This is a genomic window from Paenibacillus sp. FSL H7-0943 (assembly GCF_037963265.1).
Lineage (GTDB): Bacteria > Bacillota > Bacilli > Paenibacillales > Paenibacillaceae > Paenibacillus_AQ > Paenibacillus_AQ odorifer.
Genome location: NZ_CP150148.1, coordinates 4,389,159 through 4,409,014 on the forward strand (window position 1 = coordinate 4,389,159; position 19,856 = coordinate 4,409,014).

At 43.2% G+C, this 19,856-nt stretch carries 18 protein-coding genes; 2 read left to right on the forward strand and 16 right to left on the reverse strand.

The window, feature by feature from the left end; translation table 11 throughout:
* Nucleotides 1-470 precede the first annotated feature (470 nt).
* Both NSQ55_RS19210 and NSQ55_RS19215 read right to left on the reverse strand, forming a co-directional pair.
* The gene (locus tag NSQ55_RS19210) at nucleotides 471-2,297 is read right to left on the reverse strand and encodes a M56 family metallopeptidase (protein ID WP_339168571.1); all 1,827 of its coding nucleotides are present in this window, start codon (nucleotides 2,295-2,297) and stop codon (nucleotides 471-473) included.
* Complete coding sequence (locus tag NSQ55_RS19215) at nucleotides 2,297-2,686, reverse strand: BlaI/MecI/CopY family transcriptional regulator (protein WP_076143756.1); 390 nt, start codon at nucleotides 2,684-2,686, stop codon at nucleotides 2,297-2,299. Before NSQ55_RS19215 ends, NSQ55_RS19210 begins: the two co-directional genes overlap by 1 nt.
* 273 nt (nucleotides 2,687-2,959) lie before the next feature.
* Between NSQ55_RS19215 and NSQ55_RS19220 the strand changes: the two genes are divergently transcribed.
* Entirely contained in the window at nucleotides 2,960-3,349 is a 390-nt protein-coding gene (locus tag NSQ55_RS19220; protein ID WP_326047697.1) for a hypothetical protein, read from the forward strand.
* Nucleotides 3,350-3,486: 137 nt separating this feature from the next.
* Here NSQ55_RS19220 and NSQ55_RS19225 read toward each other — a convergent pair whose 3' ends face one another.
* The 14 genes from NSQ55_RS19225 to NSQ55_RS19290 all read right to left on the reverse strand — a co-directional run bounded on the left by NSQ55_RS19225 (nucleotide 3,487) and on the right by NSQ55_RS19290 (nucleotide 19,141).
* The gene (locus NSQ55_RS19225) at nucleotides 3,487-4,362 is read right to left on the reverse strand and encodes an amidohydrolase family protein (protein WP_076104960.1); all 876 of its coding nucleotides are present in this window, start codon (nucleotides 4,360-4,362) and stop codon (nucleotides 3,487-3,489) included.
* Nucleotides 4,349-7,519, reverse strand: coding sequence for a GNAT family N-acetyltransferase (locus NSQ55_RS19230; RefSeq protein WP_339168576.1), 3,171 nt, complete (start codon nucleotides 7,517-7,519; stop codon nucleotides 4,349-4,351). The genes NSQ55_RS19225 and NSQ55_RS19230 overlap by 14 nt, the downstream gene beginning before the upstream one ends.
* A 252-nt stretch (nucleotides 7,520-7,771) precedes the next feature.
* On the reverse strand, nucleotides 7,772-8,947 hold the full coding sequence (locus NSQ55_RS19235) for an MFS transporter (protein ID WP_076182926.1): 1,176 nt from the start codon (nucleotides 8,945-8,947) through the stop codon (nucleotides 7,772-7,774).
* A gap of 179 nt (nucleotides 8,948-9,126) precedes the next feature.
* Nucleotides 9,127-10,146 (reverse strand): LCP family protein, encoded by a 1,020-nt coding sequence (locus NSQ55_RS19240; RefSeq protein ID WP_076218415.1) that lies wholly within the window; start codon nucleotides 10,144-10,146, stop codon nucleotides 9,127-9,129.
* A gap of 30 nt (nucleotides 10,147-10,176) precedes the next feature.
* The gene (locus tag NSQ55_RS19245) at nucleotides 10,177-11,298 is read right to left on the reverse strand and encodes an FtsW/RodA/SpoVE family cell cycle protein (RefSeq protein WP_076278706.1); all 1,122 of its coding nucleotides are present in this window, start codon (nucleotides 11,296-11,298) and stop codon (nucleotides 10,177-10,179) included.
* A gap of 138 nt (nucleotides 11,299-11,436) precedes the next feature.
* Nucleotides 11,437-11,970 carry a hypothetical protein gene (locus tag NSQ55_RS19250; RefSeq protein WP_339168580.1) on the reverse strand — a complete coding sequence of 178 codons (534 nt, stop codon included), beginning with the start codon at nucleotides 11,968-11,970 and terminating at the stop codon, nucleotides 11,437-11,439.
* Between the two features lie 90 nt (nucleotides 11,971-12,060).
* A complete protein-coding gene (locus NSQ55_RS19255; protein ID WP_339168582.1) occupies nucleotides 12,061-13,446 on the reverse strand; it encodes a HAMP domain-containing sensor histidine kinase in 1,386 nt (461 codons plus the stop codon).
* A 3-nt stretch (nucleotides 13,447-13,449) separates the two neighbouring features.
* Nucleotides 13,450-14,154, reverse strand: a complete 705-nt coding sequence (locus tag NSQ55_RS19260; RefSeq protein ID WP_076127275.1) for a response regulator transcription factor — start codon at nucleotides 14,152-14,154, stop codon at nucleotides 13,450-13,452.
* Nucleotides 14,155-14,291: 137 nt separating this feature from the next.
* On the reverse strand, nucleotides 14,292-15,374 hold the full coding sequence (locus NSQ55_RS19265) for a Gfo/Idh/MocA family oxidoreductase (protein ID WP_076190679.1): 1,083 nt from the start codon (nucleotides 15,372-15,374) through the stop codon (nucleotides 14,292-14,294).
* 17 nt (nucleotides 15,375-15,391) lie between these two features.
* Complete coding sequence (locus NSQ55_RS19270; protein ID WP_248548564.1) at nucleotides 15,392-16,309, reverse strand: AraC family transcriptional regulator; 918 nt, start codon at nucleotides 16,307-16,309, stop codon at nucleotides 15,392-15,394.
* Between the two features lie 2 nt (nucleotides 16,310-16,311).
* Nucleotides 16,312-17,310 (reverse strand): Gfo/Idh/MocA family oxidoreductase, encoded by a 999-nt coding sequence (locus NSQ55_RS19275; protein WP_339168585.1) that lies wholly within the window; start codon nucleotides 17,308-17,310, stop codon nucleotides 16,312-16,314.
* Nucleotides 17,311-17,499: 189 nt separating this feature from the next.
* Complete coding sequence (locus NSQ55_RS19280; RefSeq protein ID WP_339168586.1) at nucleotides 17,500-17,859, reverse strand: GIY-YIG nuclease family protein; 360 nt, start codon at nucleotides 17,857-17,859, stop codon at nucleotides 17,500-17,502.
* Between the two features lie 42 nt (nucleotides 17,860-17,901).
* On the reverse strand, nucleotides 17,902-18,381 hold the full coding sequence (locus tag NSQ55_RS19285; protein WP_038572158.1) for a DUF6530 family protein: 480 nt from the start codon (nucleotides 18,379-18,381) through the stop codon (nucleotides 17,902-17,904).
* A gap of 205 nt (nucleotides 18,382-18,586) precedes the next feature.
* Nucleotides 18,587-19,141 (reverse strand): GNAT family N-acetyltransferase, encoded by a 555-nt coding sequence (locus tag NSQ55_RS19290; RefSeq protein WP_076276130.1) that lies wholly within the window; start codon nucleotides 19,139-19,141, stop codon nucleotides 18,587-18,589.
* A gap of 116 nt (nucleotides 19,142-19,257) precedes the next feature.
* Here NSQ55_RS19290 and NSQ55_RS19295 point away from each other — a divergent pair, with 116 nt between their 5' ends.
* Nucleotides 19,258-19,839: a LysE family transporter gene (locus NSQ55_RS19295; protein ID WP_339168589.1), complete on the forward strand. Its 582-nt coding sequence runs from the start codon at nucleotides 19,258-19,260 to the stop codon at nucleotides 19,837-19,839.
* Nucleotides 19,840-19,856: the final 17 nt, after the last annotated feature.

Here is a 19,856-nt window from a genome sequence, read left to right on the forward strand (position 1 = left end):
AATGTCTTCTTTGGGCAACCCTCGGAGAAAAATACGCAGAATTTTCCAATTCCCAGCCGAATTACGATCGAGCATCCATTCCACACTGACAGCAACTCGCTTTCCTCACTGATAGCAGCTTGCTTTCTTCACTGACAGCAGCTTGCTTCCGCTATCCTCTCCCCGTATATTTTATCGCTGTAACTTTATGCAACCTATGAGATAACTGCACTTTATACACTTATTTCGTCTGTAAAAGGCTAACTTCTCACTTTAACTGTATTCTATACAATTAAAAATCACAGTTATCAGCTTTAGCGGCAAAAAACTAAAAAATAGCTGTACAAAATACAACTATCTTCATGAGCGAGTTTTTCGAGCGAAAATAGCTGTACGAAATACAATTAAAAGCCGCTACTTATTAAATTCGTCCGCTCTCCGTATAAAAAAGGGGCGAGATCTTTGTAGATCACCCCCTGCTCCACTTGCTCCTATTTAGAATCGCTCATTTGATCATATGCGGGATCATACGTCCACTTCAGGCCGTTGTCCTTACTCGACAGATAGATGGTACCTACAGTGTTGCCCTCTTTGCTGAGCAGAATAGGATACAATCCTTCTTTTCCAATAAAAATAGGTGAAAGCGGCGTTTTTTGATATTCATTAAAGGTTTCCGGAAGGGATACCACGAGTTTTTCCCATGACTGTCCCTTATCTTTGGTCCAATAAATAACAGGCCCATTATCTTCATAATATCTGAACCCTAAGAATCCGATATCCTTGTTAGAAAACCCTGCCCCGGCTAAACTTTCCGCGTATAAATCGTTAGGATTTCCAAGCTCCGTCCATGTCTTCCCGCCGTCAGAGGTCTGGTATACATAATTTAATGAGCGTCCCACGCCTGCAGAACCTCCGGAGACGATCCATCCATTTTGTTTGTCAGTAAACCCGATGAACTTGGCGTCATAACCCTTTGCACCTGCAATGTTGTAGTTATTCCACGATTTCCCCATGTCATCACTGATTAATACATGTAGAGGGGATTCTTTACCATCCGCAAATCCATATACAATTGCAGTTTTATCCTCGGAGATATAAAATCCGGTATCCGCTCTCCCCATCCCCATTTCTGTTCCAGTCGTATCAAGTTTTAAAGGCGTTTGCGCTTGGATCTCCCCTTTCCGATAGGAGACAGAGACATTACCATCCTCGTCCATGGAATACGCATTCCCAGCGTCATGCACAACAACTTCTTCGCCACTAGAGCTGTAGGAATAAATAGTACCTGGTTTGAGCGCCGTATCTGTAGATTGTCCGGTTAGGTTCGTACAGGCTGCTATCACTGCAGTTATACCAACCACCATTAAGACCGCAAGAAATGCGCCTACTCCATTTCGTTTTTCTTTCATATTTAAAATACTGCCAAATCTCTGCTTCATCGAGTGTTTCCCTCCTGCAAAATTCGTTGATAAAGCTACATGCCGTGTAGCATTACTTTGCATAACCGATAAAATGGCTTCGCAGTATTTCTTTCGATATGCCGCATTTTGCTTACGTACAACGGTGTCATCACAATAAATTTCAATTTCGCGGACAGCTTCGCGTGCCATGAACCAGACCAATGGATTAAACCAATGCAGTGCCTGCACAATCAGTAGCAGTAGCTTATATATGATGTCATGCCTTTTGTAATGGACCAGCTCATGTTTTAAGATAAACTCCAGCTCTTCGTCACTATATTGATCATGCGGCAAGAATAGTGTTGGCTTGTAAAAACCCATTAGCATCGGATTCGGAACTTTACTGCTTATCAGAACCGCAATGGTGGTTGTTACATGCATTTCTTTAGCGACTTGTTTGAGCTTGGAGAACATATCCTCTCTCTGAAGAGGGCTGCTCCAACGTAACACCTGTTTCCTGAAAAAGAAATAACTCAGCAAATGATACCCTAAAAAAAGCACAGCGCCAGTAACCCAGATGTAAGCTAAAATATTAATTATAGAAGGGATATGGCTTACATCCCCTGTCTGGACCGGCTGAGAGATTACTGGCGTATCCGCCTGCAAATTCTGGGACACTGAGCTTTGAAAGACAGTTGCTATGGCCTGACCTTCGGGTAGCTGAATCGCCACAGGAGGATTGGTAAAGGAAAAGTTGAATGGCAACAATAACCGCAAGGTTAGGATCAACCATATCCAATAGCTCAACTTAGCCGAATAATGTTTTCTTAACAAGGGAGTTAATGTGATTAAGCCGATAATAACTAAACTAAGGGTCACAGAAATAACCAGAAAATCTGTAAAAAGACCTGTTATCATCAGGATTCCTCCTTATCTACTCTATCGAGCAGTTCCCGCAACTCAGCAAGATCGCTTTTATCAATCGCCTTCCCGTTGTATAAGGACATCACCATATCCTGCACAGAGTTGCCAAACAGCTTTTCAAGCGTAGACTTCCCTTCGCTCTCTTTATAATCTGTCTCAGAAATTGCAGCGAGATAACGGTTGCTCCGCCCTTCTTTTTCGCAAGATAGAAAGCCCTTTTCAACCAGCCGTGACAGCACTGTCATCAAAGTTGCAAGCGCCCACTTACGTTTGTCCCCCAGTTGATTCAAAATATAAGAGGAGCTAACCCAACTCTCGGCTCGCCAAATCACCAGCATAATTTCCAGTTCAGCATCTGGCAAGCGTTTGATTTTGTTATTCATCCATATTTCTCCTTATTATACATTTGTGTAATACATTCATTATACAAACGTGTAATTAAAAAGCAAGCACATTATTTCTAAAATATGTATACATTCTTAGACGTTTATTATTTTAATAAAGGTTTCACAAGTCCAGTAGCAAATAATAAATAGAACCCTAGGAATTTTTATAAGATTCCAACAATGATAACCAACGCACACTCAGCTGAAATTTATAACTATTTTGGAAACTAAGTGATTGGTCTGCATTATTCTTAAGTAAGGAGGTAGGTTATGAAAAAATTTAGTATTCTATCATTTTCACTGATAATTTTACTAATTTTATTATTTGTATTAGTCAGACCCACGCAAAAGATCGTAAGTGTCAATCTTGTATCCGAAACAACAGAAATTACTTATACTGACCGTGAAAGCCTTCAAATCTTCGAAGATGCTATAAGAACTGTAAAAAAAGTACGCGGGTCTGTTGATGTGGGTGAACCGACTTATCGAATGACTGTTACTTACGCTAATTCAAAGGTGGCCGGATTCAGCCTTTATATGGATTTTAAAACGAAAGATGGTTTCCTGATTAAAGCTAGCAATAGCGAAAAGATGCTGGATTTAAGAAATAAGAATTCGGTTGAGCTAGCTGATCTGTTAAGTAAAGAAAAGGAAGATTAAAATTTGGAAACTCAATCTAAAAATAGGCATGGTCATCATACAAATGTAAAAACAAGCCATCCTTTAGTACTAACTAAGGATGGCTTGTTCGTAATTATATTATTTTCCTGCGTTTCAGATATACTGTCCCGCTCCGCTCAGAGCGCTGCAATTCTCTGCTGGATGCGTGGGAATAATGCAAAGGCATTCTCATAAAATACTTTCTCGTGGTGCTGCTCAGGCACAAGCCGGCGGACGAACTCCGCATACAGGTCAATAGGCGCGAGTGGCCAATCGGTACCGAACAACATTTTTTCATAGTGATCAGAGTACACCAACGCCCGGCGAAAATGATCCATAAACAGGGGTTCATTCATGAACCGCTCAAAATGAGGCCGGTCACCAACAACGAGACCAGACAAATCGGCATAGACGTTCGGATTCTTGGCGACCACTTCGGCAGCATCCATCACCCATGGATCGCCTAGATGGCAGATCATAAAGTTCACGTCGCGCCGTTGGAACGCCAGTTCGTCCACGGTAAGCGGATGCGCATACTTAAGCAATCCATTCATCGAATACGTATCCCCGGTATGAATAACCACAGGCGTGCCGTACTTGGCGGCCAGCTCATAGATCGGCGAGTAGATTTTGTCATAAACGTAATGATGATAGTACCCGGCATAGAGCTTAATACCAGCTACCTCAGGAGCTTGCAGCCGTGCCTCAATTCGGTCCAGCTCATCCAAAGCATCCTTTCCTCCGAGCATATTCGGATTAATGCCCACGCATTCCATTAAGAATGGCGGCACACTGGCTTCCAAGTCGAGACCCATCGGATTGGGAGAGGCAGAGTCAGGGAAGGCTCCCTTCGTCTGCTCCGTGACCCCCATACCAATGCCGAGAACAACGTCGTTCTTGTCAAACTCCGCTTTGAGCCCAGCAGCTGTGTAATCAACTTTGGAGAGGTCCAGTGCTGTCTGATGAAAGCTATCGATGTCCGACAGATGAATGTGAATATCAATGATTGGCATTTATAGTCTCCTTTTTGTCAGAAGCACTAGCAAAGGTCACCTTCATAAGATTACGAACTGCCTCTGGATCCAGAGCGAGCTCTCCCATGATCATGAAGGTCGGCTGTGTCCAATCGGTTTCTCCGTTCAGAAGTAGTAGATGGTGATTCACACCATATGTGAATACCTTATTGTTCACGTAAGACATAGCTCTCTGATTAGGATAACTATGCACCACATGCAGCATGTCTTTACGCGAAGTTGCACCGATTCGGATAAGCCCCTTGGATTCCAGATGGGCTTCGACCTTCCCGATAGGGAAGTTGCCTTCCTCTGGGAGCTCCATCCAGCCTTCCGAATAGATTGGTGAAGGCTTAAAGTAACTATCCTCGGATAGCGAATAATGCGGCAGCGTCATTCCACTTTCATTGGTTACTGAAATCAACACACAGAGCACAGGAACTCCGGGCAGCATGAGGTAATGCTGATTGATCGTAATCCCCCGGTTTGCTTCCTGCTTCTCCATCAAAGTGGTCAGTCTCAATCCCTTCCAGACGTTGCCGTGATCATCCATCTGCTCCGTCCAAGCTGCGCTTCTTGGCTCCTGCAACCGGCTAAATCCGCCTATGCCAGAAATACCCACACCGAGTCCACCATGCCAAGGATTCCACCAGGAACGTGGTTCAGCTTTCGGAAAGGTGCTGTCCAGCCACTCTTCTCCTTGGTGCTTCAAGGAATGCACAACGCTGCCGAAATCAGGAGCAGCTGCAATAGATAGAACTCCGTTGCTCACTGTGTAAATGGGACCCGCAGGTCCTTCTTCTATCCCACAAACAACGCTTGTTTCCGTTTGTGGAAACCAGAGGCCTGTTCGCTCTTGAATGCGATCCTCACCACGATAGACGACCCGGACCTTACGGCCAGATTCGTTGTGTTCTGGTGATTCTGTATCCTCAGTAGAGAGTTCAAAACCAGCGGAGTGCAAATTTTGTCCTCTTTGCAACTCCATCTCAGCGACACTTCGCTCCTCTTCTCCATCAGCCTGTACATACAATTCAAGGCTTCCATCAAGCGGTGTCATCTTTCGTTCGATTAGCTCGGCATGAAGTGCCCCTGCCGCAAAAGGATTTCCACCGCCGAGCGTTAGCTCAAGATGGTCATCCAACACCGGTATGACCGAATTCTGCTGTTTTAGGGCAAAGGCGCGGAATTCCGACCACTTAAGGAAGGTGTTAAGAGCAAACACCATAGTTTTTGTCCGTACGACATCTCCAGCGGAGATTCGGCCAAGATTATGCTCCAGCCCAAGCGGGTATTCCGGGCGAAGCAATTTTAGCGAAGGATCCCAGCAGATTCCGCATGTGACGTTCTCTTCCTTGCAGAACAACCAGTTCTCCGTAATTTGTGCACTGTCCCAAAGACTTGGATCGCCTGAGTAAGCGTCGCCCATGTCCACGTATTGGCCCTGATATGGTAAGATGAGCTGTTTACCGAAAAAGCCGAAATTCGTCAACAGATACATGTCTTCTTCCAGGATATCACTATTGGTATTGCAGACCTCGCTATAAAACTCAGCGATTCCGTTGGCAAATAGCTTAGCCACTCTTTTTATCTCAAGACCCGGGAATTCTTCCGACTCGTAAAGAGATTCGAGAACCTGGCTCTCCCCTTCAGAATAGATCTTTACTTCTTTGGCCTGTTTCTTAGAGAATTCTTCTGCGAATGGCTTGCCTAACTTCGGATGGGTCAACCAGAAATTATGGCTCGAGCCGGGATATTCAATCCACATTCCATTGTCGGTATTATTAAGATGAATAGAGTAAGCGCCATTCACAGCCACCCACTGATCCCCGTTTTCCCCGCCAAAGCGGCCATGCGTTCCCTTCATTAGAACGGATAGTTTGCTTATGAAGGTGACTGCCTTCTCTCCAACCGGAACGGCCGTTACCTCAATAGCCTGTGAATAAAGACCGTATGAATTTAGGGTAAAGGGTACTTGAATAGAAGCCTTACTCTTAGCTGGAACAGTAAAGCTTACTGTACGGTCCGCCCATACGAGGAATTCGTCTTCGGGCAAATCAAAAGAAAATTCTGCTTCTGCAGCAAAATTATTCTCCACATTAAGGTACAGTTCCGAAGGAAGACCAAGATACAATTCCCGGTGTGGCAGCGCTATCTTCATTTTGAGTGGAAATTTAGGAGCAACGCCAATGCGGAATTCCGCACGCTTGCCACCGATGATCCACTTGCTCATAACAACGGGGTGTGTCTTCTTATCGTTCTGTTCTTCCCGAACTGAATCAAGCTCAAAATCACCTTCCACGATAACCGTTTCACCTGGAGCGAGTATTCGCGCAGCAGATAGAGCAAAACGGATATTTTTATCGTTCTGGCCTTCGATCTCAATGGCCAGCTCAGACGTCGAACGATTCTTGATGCGATAGCGAATCTTGTAGGTCGAACCAAACACAAGATCATGATCATCAATTTCCGTAGAGATTTCATAGTCTGGTGTATCAAGAGCGGTCAGACCGCGGCCAGTCTTCTCGAATTCCGCCCGCAAGGAGAGTTTTCCCTTTTGCCAAGTGTAATCAAAGAAGTCAAAGCCACGCTCCTGGCGGCCATCTGGCTGGATGGGAAGTTCACGGGTACTGTCTGCATACCAATCCAGTTCTTCAAAATAAGGAGCAAGTGCTTCCGTTTGCAGTACTGTTGGAATGAAATTCATCAGATGGACGTAATCTTCATTTTTCTCCCAAAAAAATCCGCATTTCTTATACATCGGTACGGCTTTCGTATTACCTGCCCAGGTGAACAGATCAAGACGTGGCCAGCCCGCTTCTATTGTTTGGCGAACAGCGTTCAGAATCAGATTGCGGCCAACCTTGTATCCGTGATAATCGGGGCGTACATTCAATAGCGGGACATACAAAGCCCCTTCATCTTGACGGTAGTGGGCGAAGCTGCAGAAGCCGACTACCTCTTTGCCATCAACGGCAAGAAAGGCATTAAGATTGGACGAGATCTCCATCTCACGGCGCACACTGTCCTCAGTTCTTTGATTGGTGCCTCCGCCCCAGCTTTCGTTGCTGCGGTTCCACATTTCTGCGACTGCCCCAGCATAAGAAGAATCGTATTCGATAATGCGGATTTGTTCCGCTGTAGTATTTACAGTCATGCTTTCATCTCCTTATTCCTCAAAAAAATATGAGTATGTATTCGTATAAAGTTATTGTGGATAACCTCTCTACAACATATTGAAATAACTCCTACGAGTTCTTATTATACTATTAACTGGAAGCTCAATACGAGGTAAAAAACTCTTTCTCCTTATTTTCTACATAAACTCACTGCCAGCAGAAAGCTACAAAAAAAGCTGTCGAGTCACCCTCGACAGCCTGAAGCTGCTCCTAAGAGCAGCCTTTCTTCTTTAACAACTCTCCACACGATCCGCCGCTTTTTTCTTCATATTAGCGAGACCTACAATACATATCAACAGTACGCAGATAGAATAAGGAAGCGCCATATTAACGGTGTATAAGGCCGTTCCTATAACTGGCCCTATGAATGACCCGCCACCTTGCAGGGCCGCAATAAAGGAAGCAACGCTTCTTTGCTCATGGTCTTGAACCGCCATTGAAGCACCCGCACTGTAGCCGAGCAGTGTAAAGCCGATGCCAATACCCAAAAATGTAAAGTCTACATACGCAAATCTGATGAACAATAACAATCCCAGCAAGCCTAAGGCAACAAATAAGAGTCCCACGAGCAGCACTTTTTTAGGATGCCATTTGAGATACTTACTGATTACAATTTGCGAGAGCACTACCATTATTCCCGAGATCGCCAGCCCCATTCCAATTAACTGAGTGGCTTGCTGAGTACTGTAACCCAAGCTATCCTGCACAAAAAATCCGATAGTAACCTGCACGATATTCAGAGCAAACGAAAGCAAAAGTCCAATCCATAAATAGAGGCGTATCCGTCGATCATTGGGGGAAAGTGAAATCGCCTGCCGCTCAATCTCAATATTCTTTTCTTTAGGAATAAACACCAGAAACAATATAGCCAAGGTGAACAATAAAATAGCGGCCGCGTACATTGGTGAGGTCAGGCCCAGTGAAGCCATTCCTCCACTCATTGCGGGTCCTACTACGAAACCAAGACCGTTGGCCGCACCAAATAATGCCATTCCTTGTGTACGGGTTTCTTTTGTACTCCAGCCCATAACATAAGCTTGTGCTAATGCCGGAATTCCTCCAAAGAAAAAGCCAGCGATTGCGCGAAGTAAAAAGAAACTCCAAAACAGACTCTCTTTACTCTGTGCATTTACTGCATAATCAGCCAATAGTGCAAAAATGATAAGTGTCGCCATATAGACGAACATAATCGAAGCAAGCAGCCACTTTCGGCTCAAAAACGTTTGTTTTTCCCAGAAATATCCTCCGAGCAGCCAACATAACCCCGCCACCGATACTAAACATCCTGATTGAAAATCACTCAGCCCCAAATTTCGCGCAAGCGGACCAATAATCGGATTAAAAGCAGCTATTGAGATCATTCCTGTAAGTACGATTAGAAACATAATACCCCGTCTGTATTTCATAAAATCCCCTTCTCCTCTCAAGTAAACCAGAAACAATATACGATTCGTCATAATCGCTGTGTTTATGGTACTATGCATGGAAGTCAGGCCTCTACCTCTTGGCGGATTACTTTACTGGTTAGCGGGATTTATAGTAGAACAAACAAAAAACCCTGCTCTTAAGAGCAGGGTTATAGATGTTAATCCACCGTTCCAACATTCTCCAAGTGTAATGAGCTTTCGGAGCTGACGCCTGCTTCCGTACTCAGAGTAGTAAGTGCTTGTTTTAGATCCTCTTTATTCACATAGACATACGGACTCTTCCAAAGAGATTCCACATGTAAGGAATTAATATGCTCTGGTTTAAGTTTAGGGAAGTTGAATAACCACTGCTGCAGATCTGCTTGAGGAATATCCGTCTTCACATTTTCACCAATGATATCCAATACATTTCCCCATTGGGACACGCCTTGGAAATTCCCTAGCTTATCCAGGATCTGCTTGATTACTTGCTGCTGTCGATCATTACGCTGGAAATCGGAGGATTCAGCCGTTCCTTGATTCGATTTACGGTACCGCACAAAATCAAGAACTTGTTGGCCATCCAGCTTTTGCAAGCCTTTCTTTAAATCGATGTGTGTACCATCTGCCGTATCGGTATATTTCATATCCATATCGACATCTATAGTCAGTCCGCCAAGCAAATCCACGGTCTCCTGCAACACATCAAAATTCACCACAACCATGTGATCAATCGGCAAACCGAGCAAATTGCTGAAAAACTCTTTTGTATTCGGAATAGCCTCTGTTTTGTCTTTTATGTAATGATAAGCATAATAATAATTGGCTTTACGGGAAGGTAACGATTTAGGTTTTAGCAACAAATCCCTGGGTAAAGATAAGAAACTTGTTGATTTCGTGTCCGGATTGAAGCTGACAAGCATCAGAACATCAGTATTCATTACCCCACCGCCACCGTCCCGGCTATCTACCCCGGCAAGCAGAAAAATCATAGGTTCAACCGATACCGTCTCCTTTTTTTCCTCTGGAGCAGCAGTGGGTTGGATGGTGACTGGAGCTGCCATACGCTGTATCGCATCATCCGTCTTTTTGTATAAATACCCTGCATATACTCCAATCCCTATAATAGTTGCGCCTAAGACAAGACCAATGCTCGTCAGAATTTTACGGGTTGTTGTCCACTTGCGTTTGTTAGACATAATTTCCTCCACTCAGTTCCAATAGCTTATTCAATCAGCGCTTTCATCCTTATGAACTTTAACACTTAGCACTATGCCAATCGCTATCATATTAGTTAGCAACGAGCTGCCTCCATAACTAATAAAAGGTAATGAAATCCCCGTTAGGGGCAGTAACCCAATATGCATCCCAAGATTAACGGAAACTTGAAAGATGAACATAGCGATAAACCCGGTGACAATATAGGTACCCGCACGGTCCCTACTATCCAGCGCAATAAAGATCATTCGGTACACGAGCAGCAAATAAAGCATCAGCAGCACGGATGAACCTATAAAACCGTATTTCCCCCCGATGACTACATAGATCGAATCGGAATACGCATATGGAATATATCCTTTTCGCAAAAAAATACCTTCACTGCCCGATAATCCTCCGGAGCCAATGGCTATCATTGCGTTTTTCACATGCCAAGACTTATCTGGATCGCTCTGCGGGTCCAAAAAAGCTTGGATTCGTGACAGTTGATGGGGCTCGACAATCTTGGATAACAGGTCGAAGTTAGCATAATACAGCCATAATATCGTGCCGATCGAAATAATCACAACACCAAGGATCAGAATCATATATAGAGCACGGATGTTACCAATCCACAGCATACTAAGTAATATGCCAGCAAATACGAGTGCTGTACCCAAATCGGGCTGATCCATTATTAAAATGAAAGGAATTAAAAAAACGAAACAGACCGGCACTAAATCTTGAAAAAATCGCAGCCGCTGGCCCTCTCGTGTACCTAATAGATGAGCAATGAGCAGCACCGTACATATTTTAGCCAGCTCGGAGGGCTGAAGCTGAAAGCTCCCAATACTTAACCAACGCACAGCACCATTGAGGTTTTCTCCAACCAGCTTGACTAGTACTAGTAAACCTATGCCCACGCCATAAAAGAGATAGGCTAACCTGCCTAATAGAATCTTATAATCTACCAAAGCAATGAATAACATGGGTAGGCAAAATAAAGCAAATAAATACAAATAACTTATGTAAAGACCGTCTAACCGCGTATCCGTAGTCGCTTCATAAATAGCAACAGTACCCATGCCAACTAAGCAGGTGGTGAGAAAAAGTACGGATCTGTCCAGCTTTGCAATTTTGGTAGAGATAAGCATTTACAACCTCTATTTAATTTCTGTAGTTTTCTTGTTGTGTAGGGGATATATACATGAAAATGGGCATTATAAATAATCCGCTGAGCACTTTTACTTCTTTTTTCTCAATGAAGCGCTGCGGATGATTAGGTTAAATGATTACCTCAGATCATATTTGCCCTGATACGCCTTCTTCGATAACAGCTTAAGTTTATCTTCACTTAGCGTATAAATATCCATACCATTCCCAGCCTCACCCAATGACCAGCCAAGCGCGAGCTCGTTATGGCCATCTTCATCAACATCAAAGAATCCGGCATAATCTAGACCATACCCAAACCCCTCGACCTCGGAAATCTTCTGCCAAGCTTCATTTTCCTGCCTCAACAACATTGCTTTTATAGCGTATCCTTTGTTTTTACTGTACTCATACACAACTACGGCTTCGTCGATTCCGTCTCCATCCATATCGCCAAAGGAGATGGCATTATCTTCTTGTCCCTTCATCGGAGTTATCAATTGAGCTTTGTCTGGAAGCCACTTAATAAATTCCTGGCTCGTTTTGTCTCGCTGCAGATTTGCTTCTGATGATGGAGGTTTAATCAGCTCTCCGGGTGTCGCCGGGACTCCGCATCCTCCGAGCAAAAATAAAGTTGTCAACAGGGTACCTATTTTTATGAATTTGCTCGGCATTTGGATCATCGACTCCTCGCTTGTCCGCATATATAGTATTTTATCTGTGAAAGAGATGAAAGTGGTTATGAAATAGTTAAATTTGAATTCTTATTCTATCGGTAAGTCAAATTGGACAATCGTTCCTTTGCCTAAAGTGCTGCTTATTCGCAGCTCTCCATGATGCAATTTAATGATCTGTTCCGAGATGGATAATCCCAAGCCGCTGCCCGAAGCCTGTTGATCCCCTTTGTAGAATTTTTGCCGCACATTCTCTAAATCCGTCTCAGCGATGCCTGAGCCTGTATCCTCTACAGAAATCACGACTTTCCCTGGAACCGTATGAGCGGTGATAAAGATTCGACCTGATGAACCAGTAAATTTGAGTGAATTATCAATGAGATTAATCATGACTTGCTTCACACGATTCTCGTCAGCTTGAATCACTGGCAGATGTTCTTCTATTTTTACATCTAGTGAGATGCCTTGTCGGGTCGCTCTAGGGGTAAGTTGTCTGCCGATATGCTGCAGTAGTTCTGTTAGATCCACAGATGTGAAGTGAACGGCGATTCTTCCGTTATCCAACTTGGAGAAATCCAACAATTCATCCACCATATGAGTTAACCTGTCACTTTCGGATTCAATAATATCAAGCCCATCATAAAACAGAGGTTGATTACTCACCTCACTCGCCTTTAAGGTAATTGCCCAACCTTTGATCGAGGTCAAGGGTGTTCGCAGTTCATGGGATACGGAAGCGATAAAATCATTCTTAAGCTGTTCACTCTTGGAGATTCGGCTTGCCATCATATTTAACGTATCCGCCAATGAACCAAGCTCATCTTGATAGCGCTTATGCACTCTGATGCTGAAGTCTCCTTCGGTCATCTGGTCTGCTGCCTGCTTCAAATCTTTAATGGATCTGGTTATGGTCCAAGACAGTAATAATCCAAGTAAGGTGACAATGCCAATGACGATGATCCCCACCCCGATCAGTAAAACCGTAATCTGTTTAACTGTATGTATAGTTTCCGTTAAGGACGTGATAAATCTGACTCCCCCCACGATGTTTCCATTCGCTTGTAAAGGATAAGATACCGCGTAAATCGCTTCCCCTGTATTAGGGTCCGCACCTTTCCAACTGCCGGGCTGCCCTTTTATTGCTGCTTGCACATCTATGTACTCAGTCATAGTAAGATCGCCTTGAAGTCCATTTGAATCCTGCAACAGCCGGCCTTCAACATTAATAATCTGTACCTGTGCATCGGAATGACTCGCAAAACCCTTCAGTAACCTATCCGATTGTTCCTCCAGATCCTGGTCCCCAAAGTATTGCTGAAAAAAAGAAGCCGATAGCTCTGCTTGATTCATCAGGGTTTCCTCAATGTTATGAAAATAATAATATCGTACAGATACATTAAGAATGATTTCAAGAATGAGCACAGTAAGACAGATGACTACAAAATAGCTTCCTACTAATCTTTTCTGAATCCCCATTCTTCAACCATCCTTTCTAAAGCGGTATCCGAGCCCCCATACCGTCTCAATCCAAAGCGGATTAGAAGGATCAACCTCAATTTTCTCTCTTAACTTACGCACATGAACATCTACCGTCTTAGGATCTCCAATATAATCCTCTCCCCAGACAAGATTCATTAATTCATTCCTAGAGAGTGCTGTATCCGGATGCTCCAGAAAGGTCTTCATCATCTGAAATTCCTTCGGAGTTAATTCAATGCTGTCATCCTGCTTAAACATCTTGTTTGCATTCAGATCCAGCCGAATCGGTCCAGCTTGAAGTATCGTTTTTTGCGGCTTGAGAGCTGATTCTGTACGGCGCAAAATCGCTTTAATACGTGCTACCAATTCTAATGGATTAAAAGGTTTAACAATGTAATCGTCAGCACCCATTTCAAGGCCATTGATTTTGTCCATATCCTGTCCACGAGCGGTTAAGAAAATGATGATGACCCCAGCGTCTTTCTCTCTTAGCTTTCGGCATATTTCGAACCCATTAGAATCAGGCAACATGATATCCAGAACCAGAACATCTGGACGGCTCACCTCAAAGCTCTGCAAGGCTTCTTCTCCACAAGCAGCTTCACTAACCACAAACCCGTTATTCGTTAAATTTATAGATATAAAACGTCTAATATTATCGTCATCTTCCACAATAAGCACATGATTGCGATCAATAGTATCCACGATTTCCACCCCTATTACCCAGAGTCTAAACAAGTAAAAAACAAAAAAACTCTCCCGGTAAAGAGAGAGTCTTGTCTCAGATCCCTATAATTAAATCACAAGTGGATATTACTCTAAATCGCTATAGTTGTCAAAATCTAATCCAGATACACAGCCTTGCCGGTCTGCGCCGATTCATAAATAGCTTCCAATATTTGCGAAACAACAAAAGCCTGTTCAGGAGTTACAACCGGGTCCTTATCCTGTTCAATCGCTTCAATCCACTTTCTTAATTCTATATCCGGAGCACTTTCAGCTTTACCTTCATAATAGGCAACGCCGCCTGCCCCAAGCTCAATTTTATTAGTGTACAGCTTGCTGAATTTCTCTCCGTTAATTCTAAGTCCGTCCTTCATATCTGCGCCTGCTTCCGTCCCACTTAAGCTGCATTTCGCTTCATGTACGTCTAGTGAATTCAGAGCCCAGCTCGCTTCCAGCATGATTGTTGCGCCATTCTCCATTACGACCATTCCAAAGGCTGAGTCCTCCACGGTGAACTTTTTAGGGTCCCACGGTCCCCATGCGTTGGCGGCTTCTTCTTTTTGTGAAAGTTCATGATATTTAGTGCCAAGCACGACTTTAGGTTTATAGTTATCCATCATCCAAAGGGTTAGGTCCAGCGCATGAGTTCCGATATCGATAAGCGGACCGCCGCCTTGTTTCTCTTCATCAAGAAATACTCCCCAGGTCGGTACGGCTCTCCGTCTGATGGCATGTGCTTTTGCAAAATAGATATGACCAAGCTCTCCGGACTCACAGGCTTTTTTCAAATATAAGCTGTCTTCTCTATATCGGTTGTCATATCCAATGGTCAGCTTCTTGCCTGTACGTTTCGCTGCTTCAACCATTCGTTTGGCATCTGCCGCTGTCTTAGCCATTGGTTTTTCGCACATCACATGTTTTCCGGCTTCTAGTGCAGCGATTGATATTTCCGCATGGACATCATTAGGCGTAAGCACATGAATAATATCAATGGATTGATCTTTTAATAGTTCAGTGTAATCCGTATAGACAGTAGCTTTATTATTTCCGTATTTCTCCGCTGCTTCTTCAGCACGTTCTTTAATAATGTCACAAAAAGCCACGATCTCAACCTTACTTTGTCTGCTCAAGCTTGGAAGATGTTTGCCATTCGCAATACCACCACATCCAATAATCCCTACACGAAAAACCTTACTCATATCCTTCACCCTCACCTCTAATGGATTTGTTTGCTGTTTCGATAAGTTGCCGGTGTCATGCCTAACCGCTTGCGGAAGACAATATGCAAATAGGTAGCATTGGTAAACCCTTCCGACTGTGCGATTTGTTCTATCGGATAATTGCTTTCTTCAAGCTTGCGGCAGACCGCTTGCAATCGGATGTCCTCAAGCGCCCTACTGAATGATTGTTCTGCATTTACTTGCTTAAACACCCGCTGCAGCTGCCTTGAACTAATATTCAGCTTTTCCGCAACATTTTCTAAGGTAACCGTTCCTGAATAATTCGCTTCCATATATTGCATTGCGTATTGATACCGGTAAGTCAGCATATCTCTAACCGGCGCCTCCGTGCGGATCCCGCCTGAATCATACGCTCTAACGGCCTTTAATAAAATACTAATCACGAGATGCTTAATTGAAGTATAATATCCGGTCAACTTCCCATCGCATGCTTCGTACGCTTCTCGAAAACACTTCATAGCCCCGTGATAATCTTGTGCTGGGACCAAGGGTAAACACTTCAGCTTCTCCACACAGGTCTCAGCTTCCGCAACCTCCCAAAGATCAGCATCATCCCGGATCCTCTTCTTGATGTCAACATGCAGGCATAGCTCTTCCATGGATTCATCTGCGGCTGCCTCTTGACGATGCATGACACCTGGTCCGGTTAGATAGAACATTCCCTCTGACAGAGGATACTTTTGATCCCCAAGAATAACTTCTCCCTTCCCGCGCGGAATGAAATGAAACTCAAATTCAGAATGATTATGGAACTCGACTACTCTGCCCGGTGGAAAAGATGTCAAATGAAATCTAAACACTGTAATCTCGTAATGTCCCCATAGAATCGTGATATCCAATCTTTCAAGCATGTCCTGCTTCTCAAACATCATCTCATAGGGAAAGCTGCTCAACGTTAAGTCCTCCCAATCGGAATTACACAGCCTTCTTTAGCCGAGCGGTTCGCCGCCTCCATTAATCTGGTAAGCTCAACTGCCATTTCAACATTTTGAGTGGCGAGTATATTATTTTGAATATGATCAACCCATTGATGGAAGGCGCTTTCACGATTGCTTTGCAGGGCTACTTCTTTCCAGCCTTCTTCTTTATCTGTGGATTTGTTCGTTCTAAGAAGAAGCTTATTCTCTGGTGTTCCGTAAAGCAGCGTTCCTTCAGTTCCATGCACCTCGATAGTAAACGGCGAATGACTATTCACGAAACCAGCCTCCACCACACCAATTGCTCCTGAATCCGTAAATAATGTCACTACAGCATTATCTTCCACTTCTTTACCGGTTACATACCCAAAATTAGCACTAACCCCAGTCACATCTTGATCTAAGAAAAGCTTTGCCAAATACATGGGATGACAGCCAAGATCAATCAAAGCTCCGCCTCCACATTGCTCCAAGCTAAAGAAATGATCGGGAAGCCAGCTTTCCGTTGCTCCGTTATGGGATAAGCGAACTCTAACGTAAGTAATCTTGCCGAGCAGTTCCTGACTTAGAATCTCTTGAATAGTTAATGTATAGCCGTCATTTAAACGAGGCAAGGAGACCGTTAGCTTCACTTTGTTCTCGTTAACTTCTGCGATAATTGCGTTAACTTCTTTTAACGTTGGGGCAATAACTTTTTCTGTGAAAATATGTTTACCCGCTTTGGCCGCAGCCATGATTACGTCTCTATGCATATTCGTTGGTGCATCCACGATAACGGCATCTATATCCTCTTGCGCAAGCAGATCATCCAGTGATTCAAAAAAAGGAATATTCAAGCTTTCCGCAGCTTTGTTCCCACGCTCTACGTTTTCGTCCCAAACTGCAGCTAATACGGTATCTTCATGCTCCTGAGCTTGCTTGGTATAATCCCATGCATGCACATGCCAATAGCTGAGCTTACCAATTCTAATGGTCATTTACTTGTGCCTCCCGTATATATGTTATTCTGACATCTGCTATAAAAATAACACATAATAAACAGCTTTTTTAGTAGGAAAATGCGACAAAACATATATAATATTACGACACATAAAATCCGGAGTGAAATACGATCCCTAAAAAAAGAAACCCTTGCTATAAAAGCTAAAGGTTTCTTTATACTTGGCTTAATGGGTTAGTGGCTTATTATATCCTTTGTCATCAAAGGGCTGCAGTTTCTCGAACCACTTCTTTTTCAATAGTTTAAGCTCCCAGCGCACGTCGGTTACGTCTTCTGACTCCTTCTGCTCTAACACCTCATAGCTGAAGGCTTCTGCTCCAAGTTCCTTCCAGTCCTTTTGCAGCTCTGCATTCGCAAATCTGCCCATATCTAATTGCATCTGTATAGTCATCCATTTATTCTTCAGGTTGGGATAGCTGTCAACGAATATTTTCCCGCTTCTTTTGTTTATAATTTGAATAGCACCCATGTACGTCTTGAGCTGCTTATATTGCTCCTGAAGTTCTTTACGTTTACTTTTGTCCATTATAATTTATGATTCTCCTTTCACAGGCCATTCTGCTAAATTTCAGTACCCCATTTCTTTTAATAAACGGGACAATACCGAAAGTCGTTCTCCGATCATTTCACCATCATCACTAAGCGCCTGAGCGAACAGCTTAATATCATTATCAATCATGGGATTATCTGCACATACAGATACACTCATTGCATCTCCCTGCAGTCCAATACGATCAATCATAGGGCTCTCGGGATCATACATTTTTGGAAAACGATAGGCCTCTTGAAAATACAAACTACTTCTGCAAATCAAAATTGCCAGGTCAAGCACTCTGTGCATTGGCAGCTCTTCGGACTGTCTCGACCATTTGTCCCCTGTATGTCTCCATACCTTTGCTGAGATGTCGACCTTTCCTCTATCGTTCCATTGTGCTAATCCTAGGGACAGACCTTTTGCATCTGTGTCCCCGGCGTAGCGGCCATCAACCTGCTCGTAATTTTCTGACACGACTACAGGTTTATGTTTTAGAGTTGTTGGAATTTTCATGTTAGTCACTCTCCATTTTATGATTTACTAATTTACTAATTTACTAATTTACTAAATTACTAATTTACTAAATTACTAAATATAAGATTCATATTACCCGGCAAAAGATCATCTGTCAAACGACATTACACCCGTTTTATCCAACAAAACAAAAAATCCCTCTGCGCGCAGCAAAGGGACTGTTATTTTCATGTAATATATATCTCTAGCTTAAATGATCATTCACATTACAAAACCAAACCATATGGACAGAATCAGGTCCCCAATAGTCTTCTACTACTTTATAAGGCTGCCCAAATTTACGTTGCCACCTGACCTGTGCACGTTTATAACCGCTGTCCAGACAAAACTGCTCTACCCCTTGCTTTTTTAGAAATATCATCATTTCCTTAATTAAGGCTGAACCTACACCTTGGCCCTGATAACTTGGCATAATGTATAAACTGCCCAATTCCCCTATTTCATCTAACTGATGATCCGTGCAGGTTTGAATATCTTCGCCACAAGGTCCAAAAGAAATCGTACCGACAACCTGCTCTTCTATTTTTGCAAGAAGGAAGTAAGGCTCCCCAGTCGTAGTATCCAGTGAAGTCATCACCATTTGCTTTTTATGATCTATTTCACTTTGGATATCGTCTTGTAAATGATCAAGCCCTTCTTTTTCAAAGGCATCTTGGATTGAAGTTTCAAAAACAGAGCATGTGGATTCAAAATCAGCTGGAGAAAGCGTGCTTATGGTCATTGGATTACTCTTATTCATTGATTCGGACACCTCTTCTATTCCCGGCCGGAATTCTTAAAAATCCTGCAATAATATACTATCAGCATTCAGACTGAAAGGTTTATATTCATAGAACTACTTTACTGGAGGTCATCATGAATATATTGTCCTTTCTGATCTATTGCGTTGTCGCTACATTTACACCCGGTCCTACCAATATTGTTATTCTTTCTTCCGTGCAGCATTCCGGGGCTAAAAAATCAATGGGGTATGTATACGGATCTACGCTGGCTTTTGGCTTATTACTCCTCCTTTCTACTCTGCTGAACCGTGTTCTAGTAGAAATCATCCCAAATATCCTGATCATTATGCAAATCATTGGGAGTTTATATATGCTCTACCTTGCTTATAAAATCTTTAAAATGGGTTCAATGGAAGACCAGCCTGACCCCAATGCCAATTTCCGCTCAGGCGTGCTTATGCAGCTTGTGAATCCTAAAGTGCTAGTATTTACACTAACGGTTATTCCCAACTACGTAATGCCATTCTATACCTCTTCGCTTGCCTTGTTTATATTTGTTATAATTATAACTGTGATCGGATTTTTTGCATTTACGACATGGGTTGTATTTGGGACAATCTTCAGAACATTTATGAAAAATCATCAAAAAGTTCTAAATACCGTGATGGCACTGTTTTTAGTATACTCGGCCATTATGATATCGGGAATCCTATAAAGTCGCGGAGGTTAAGA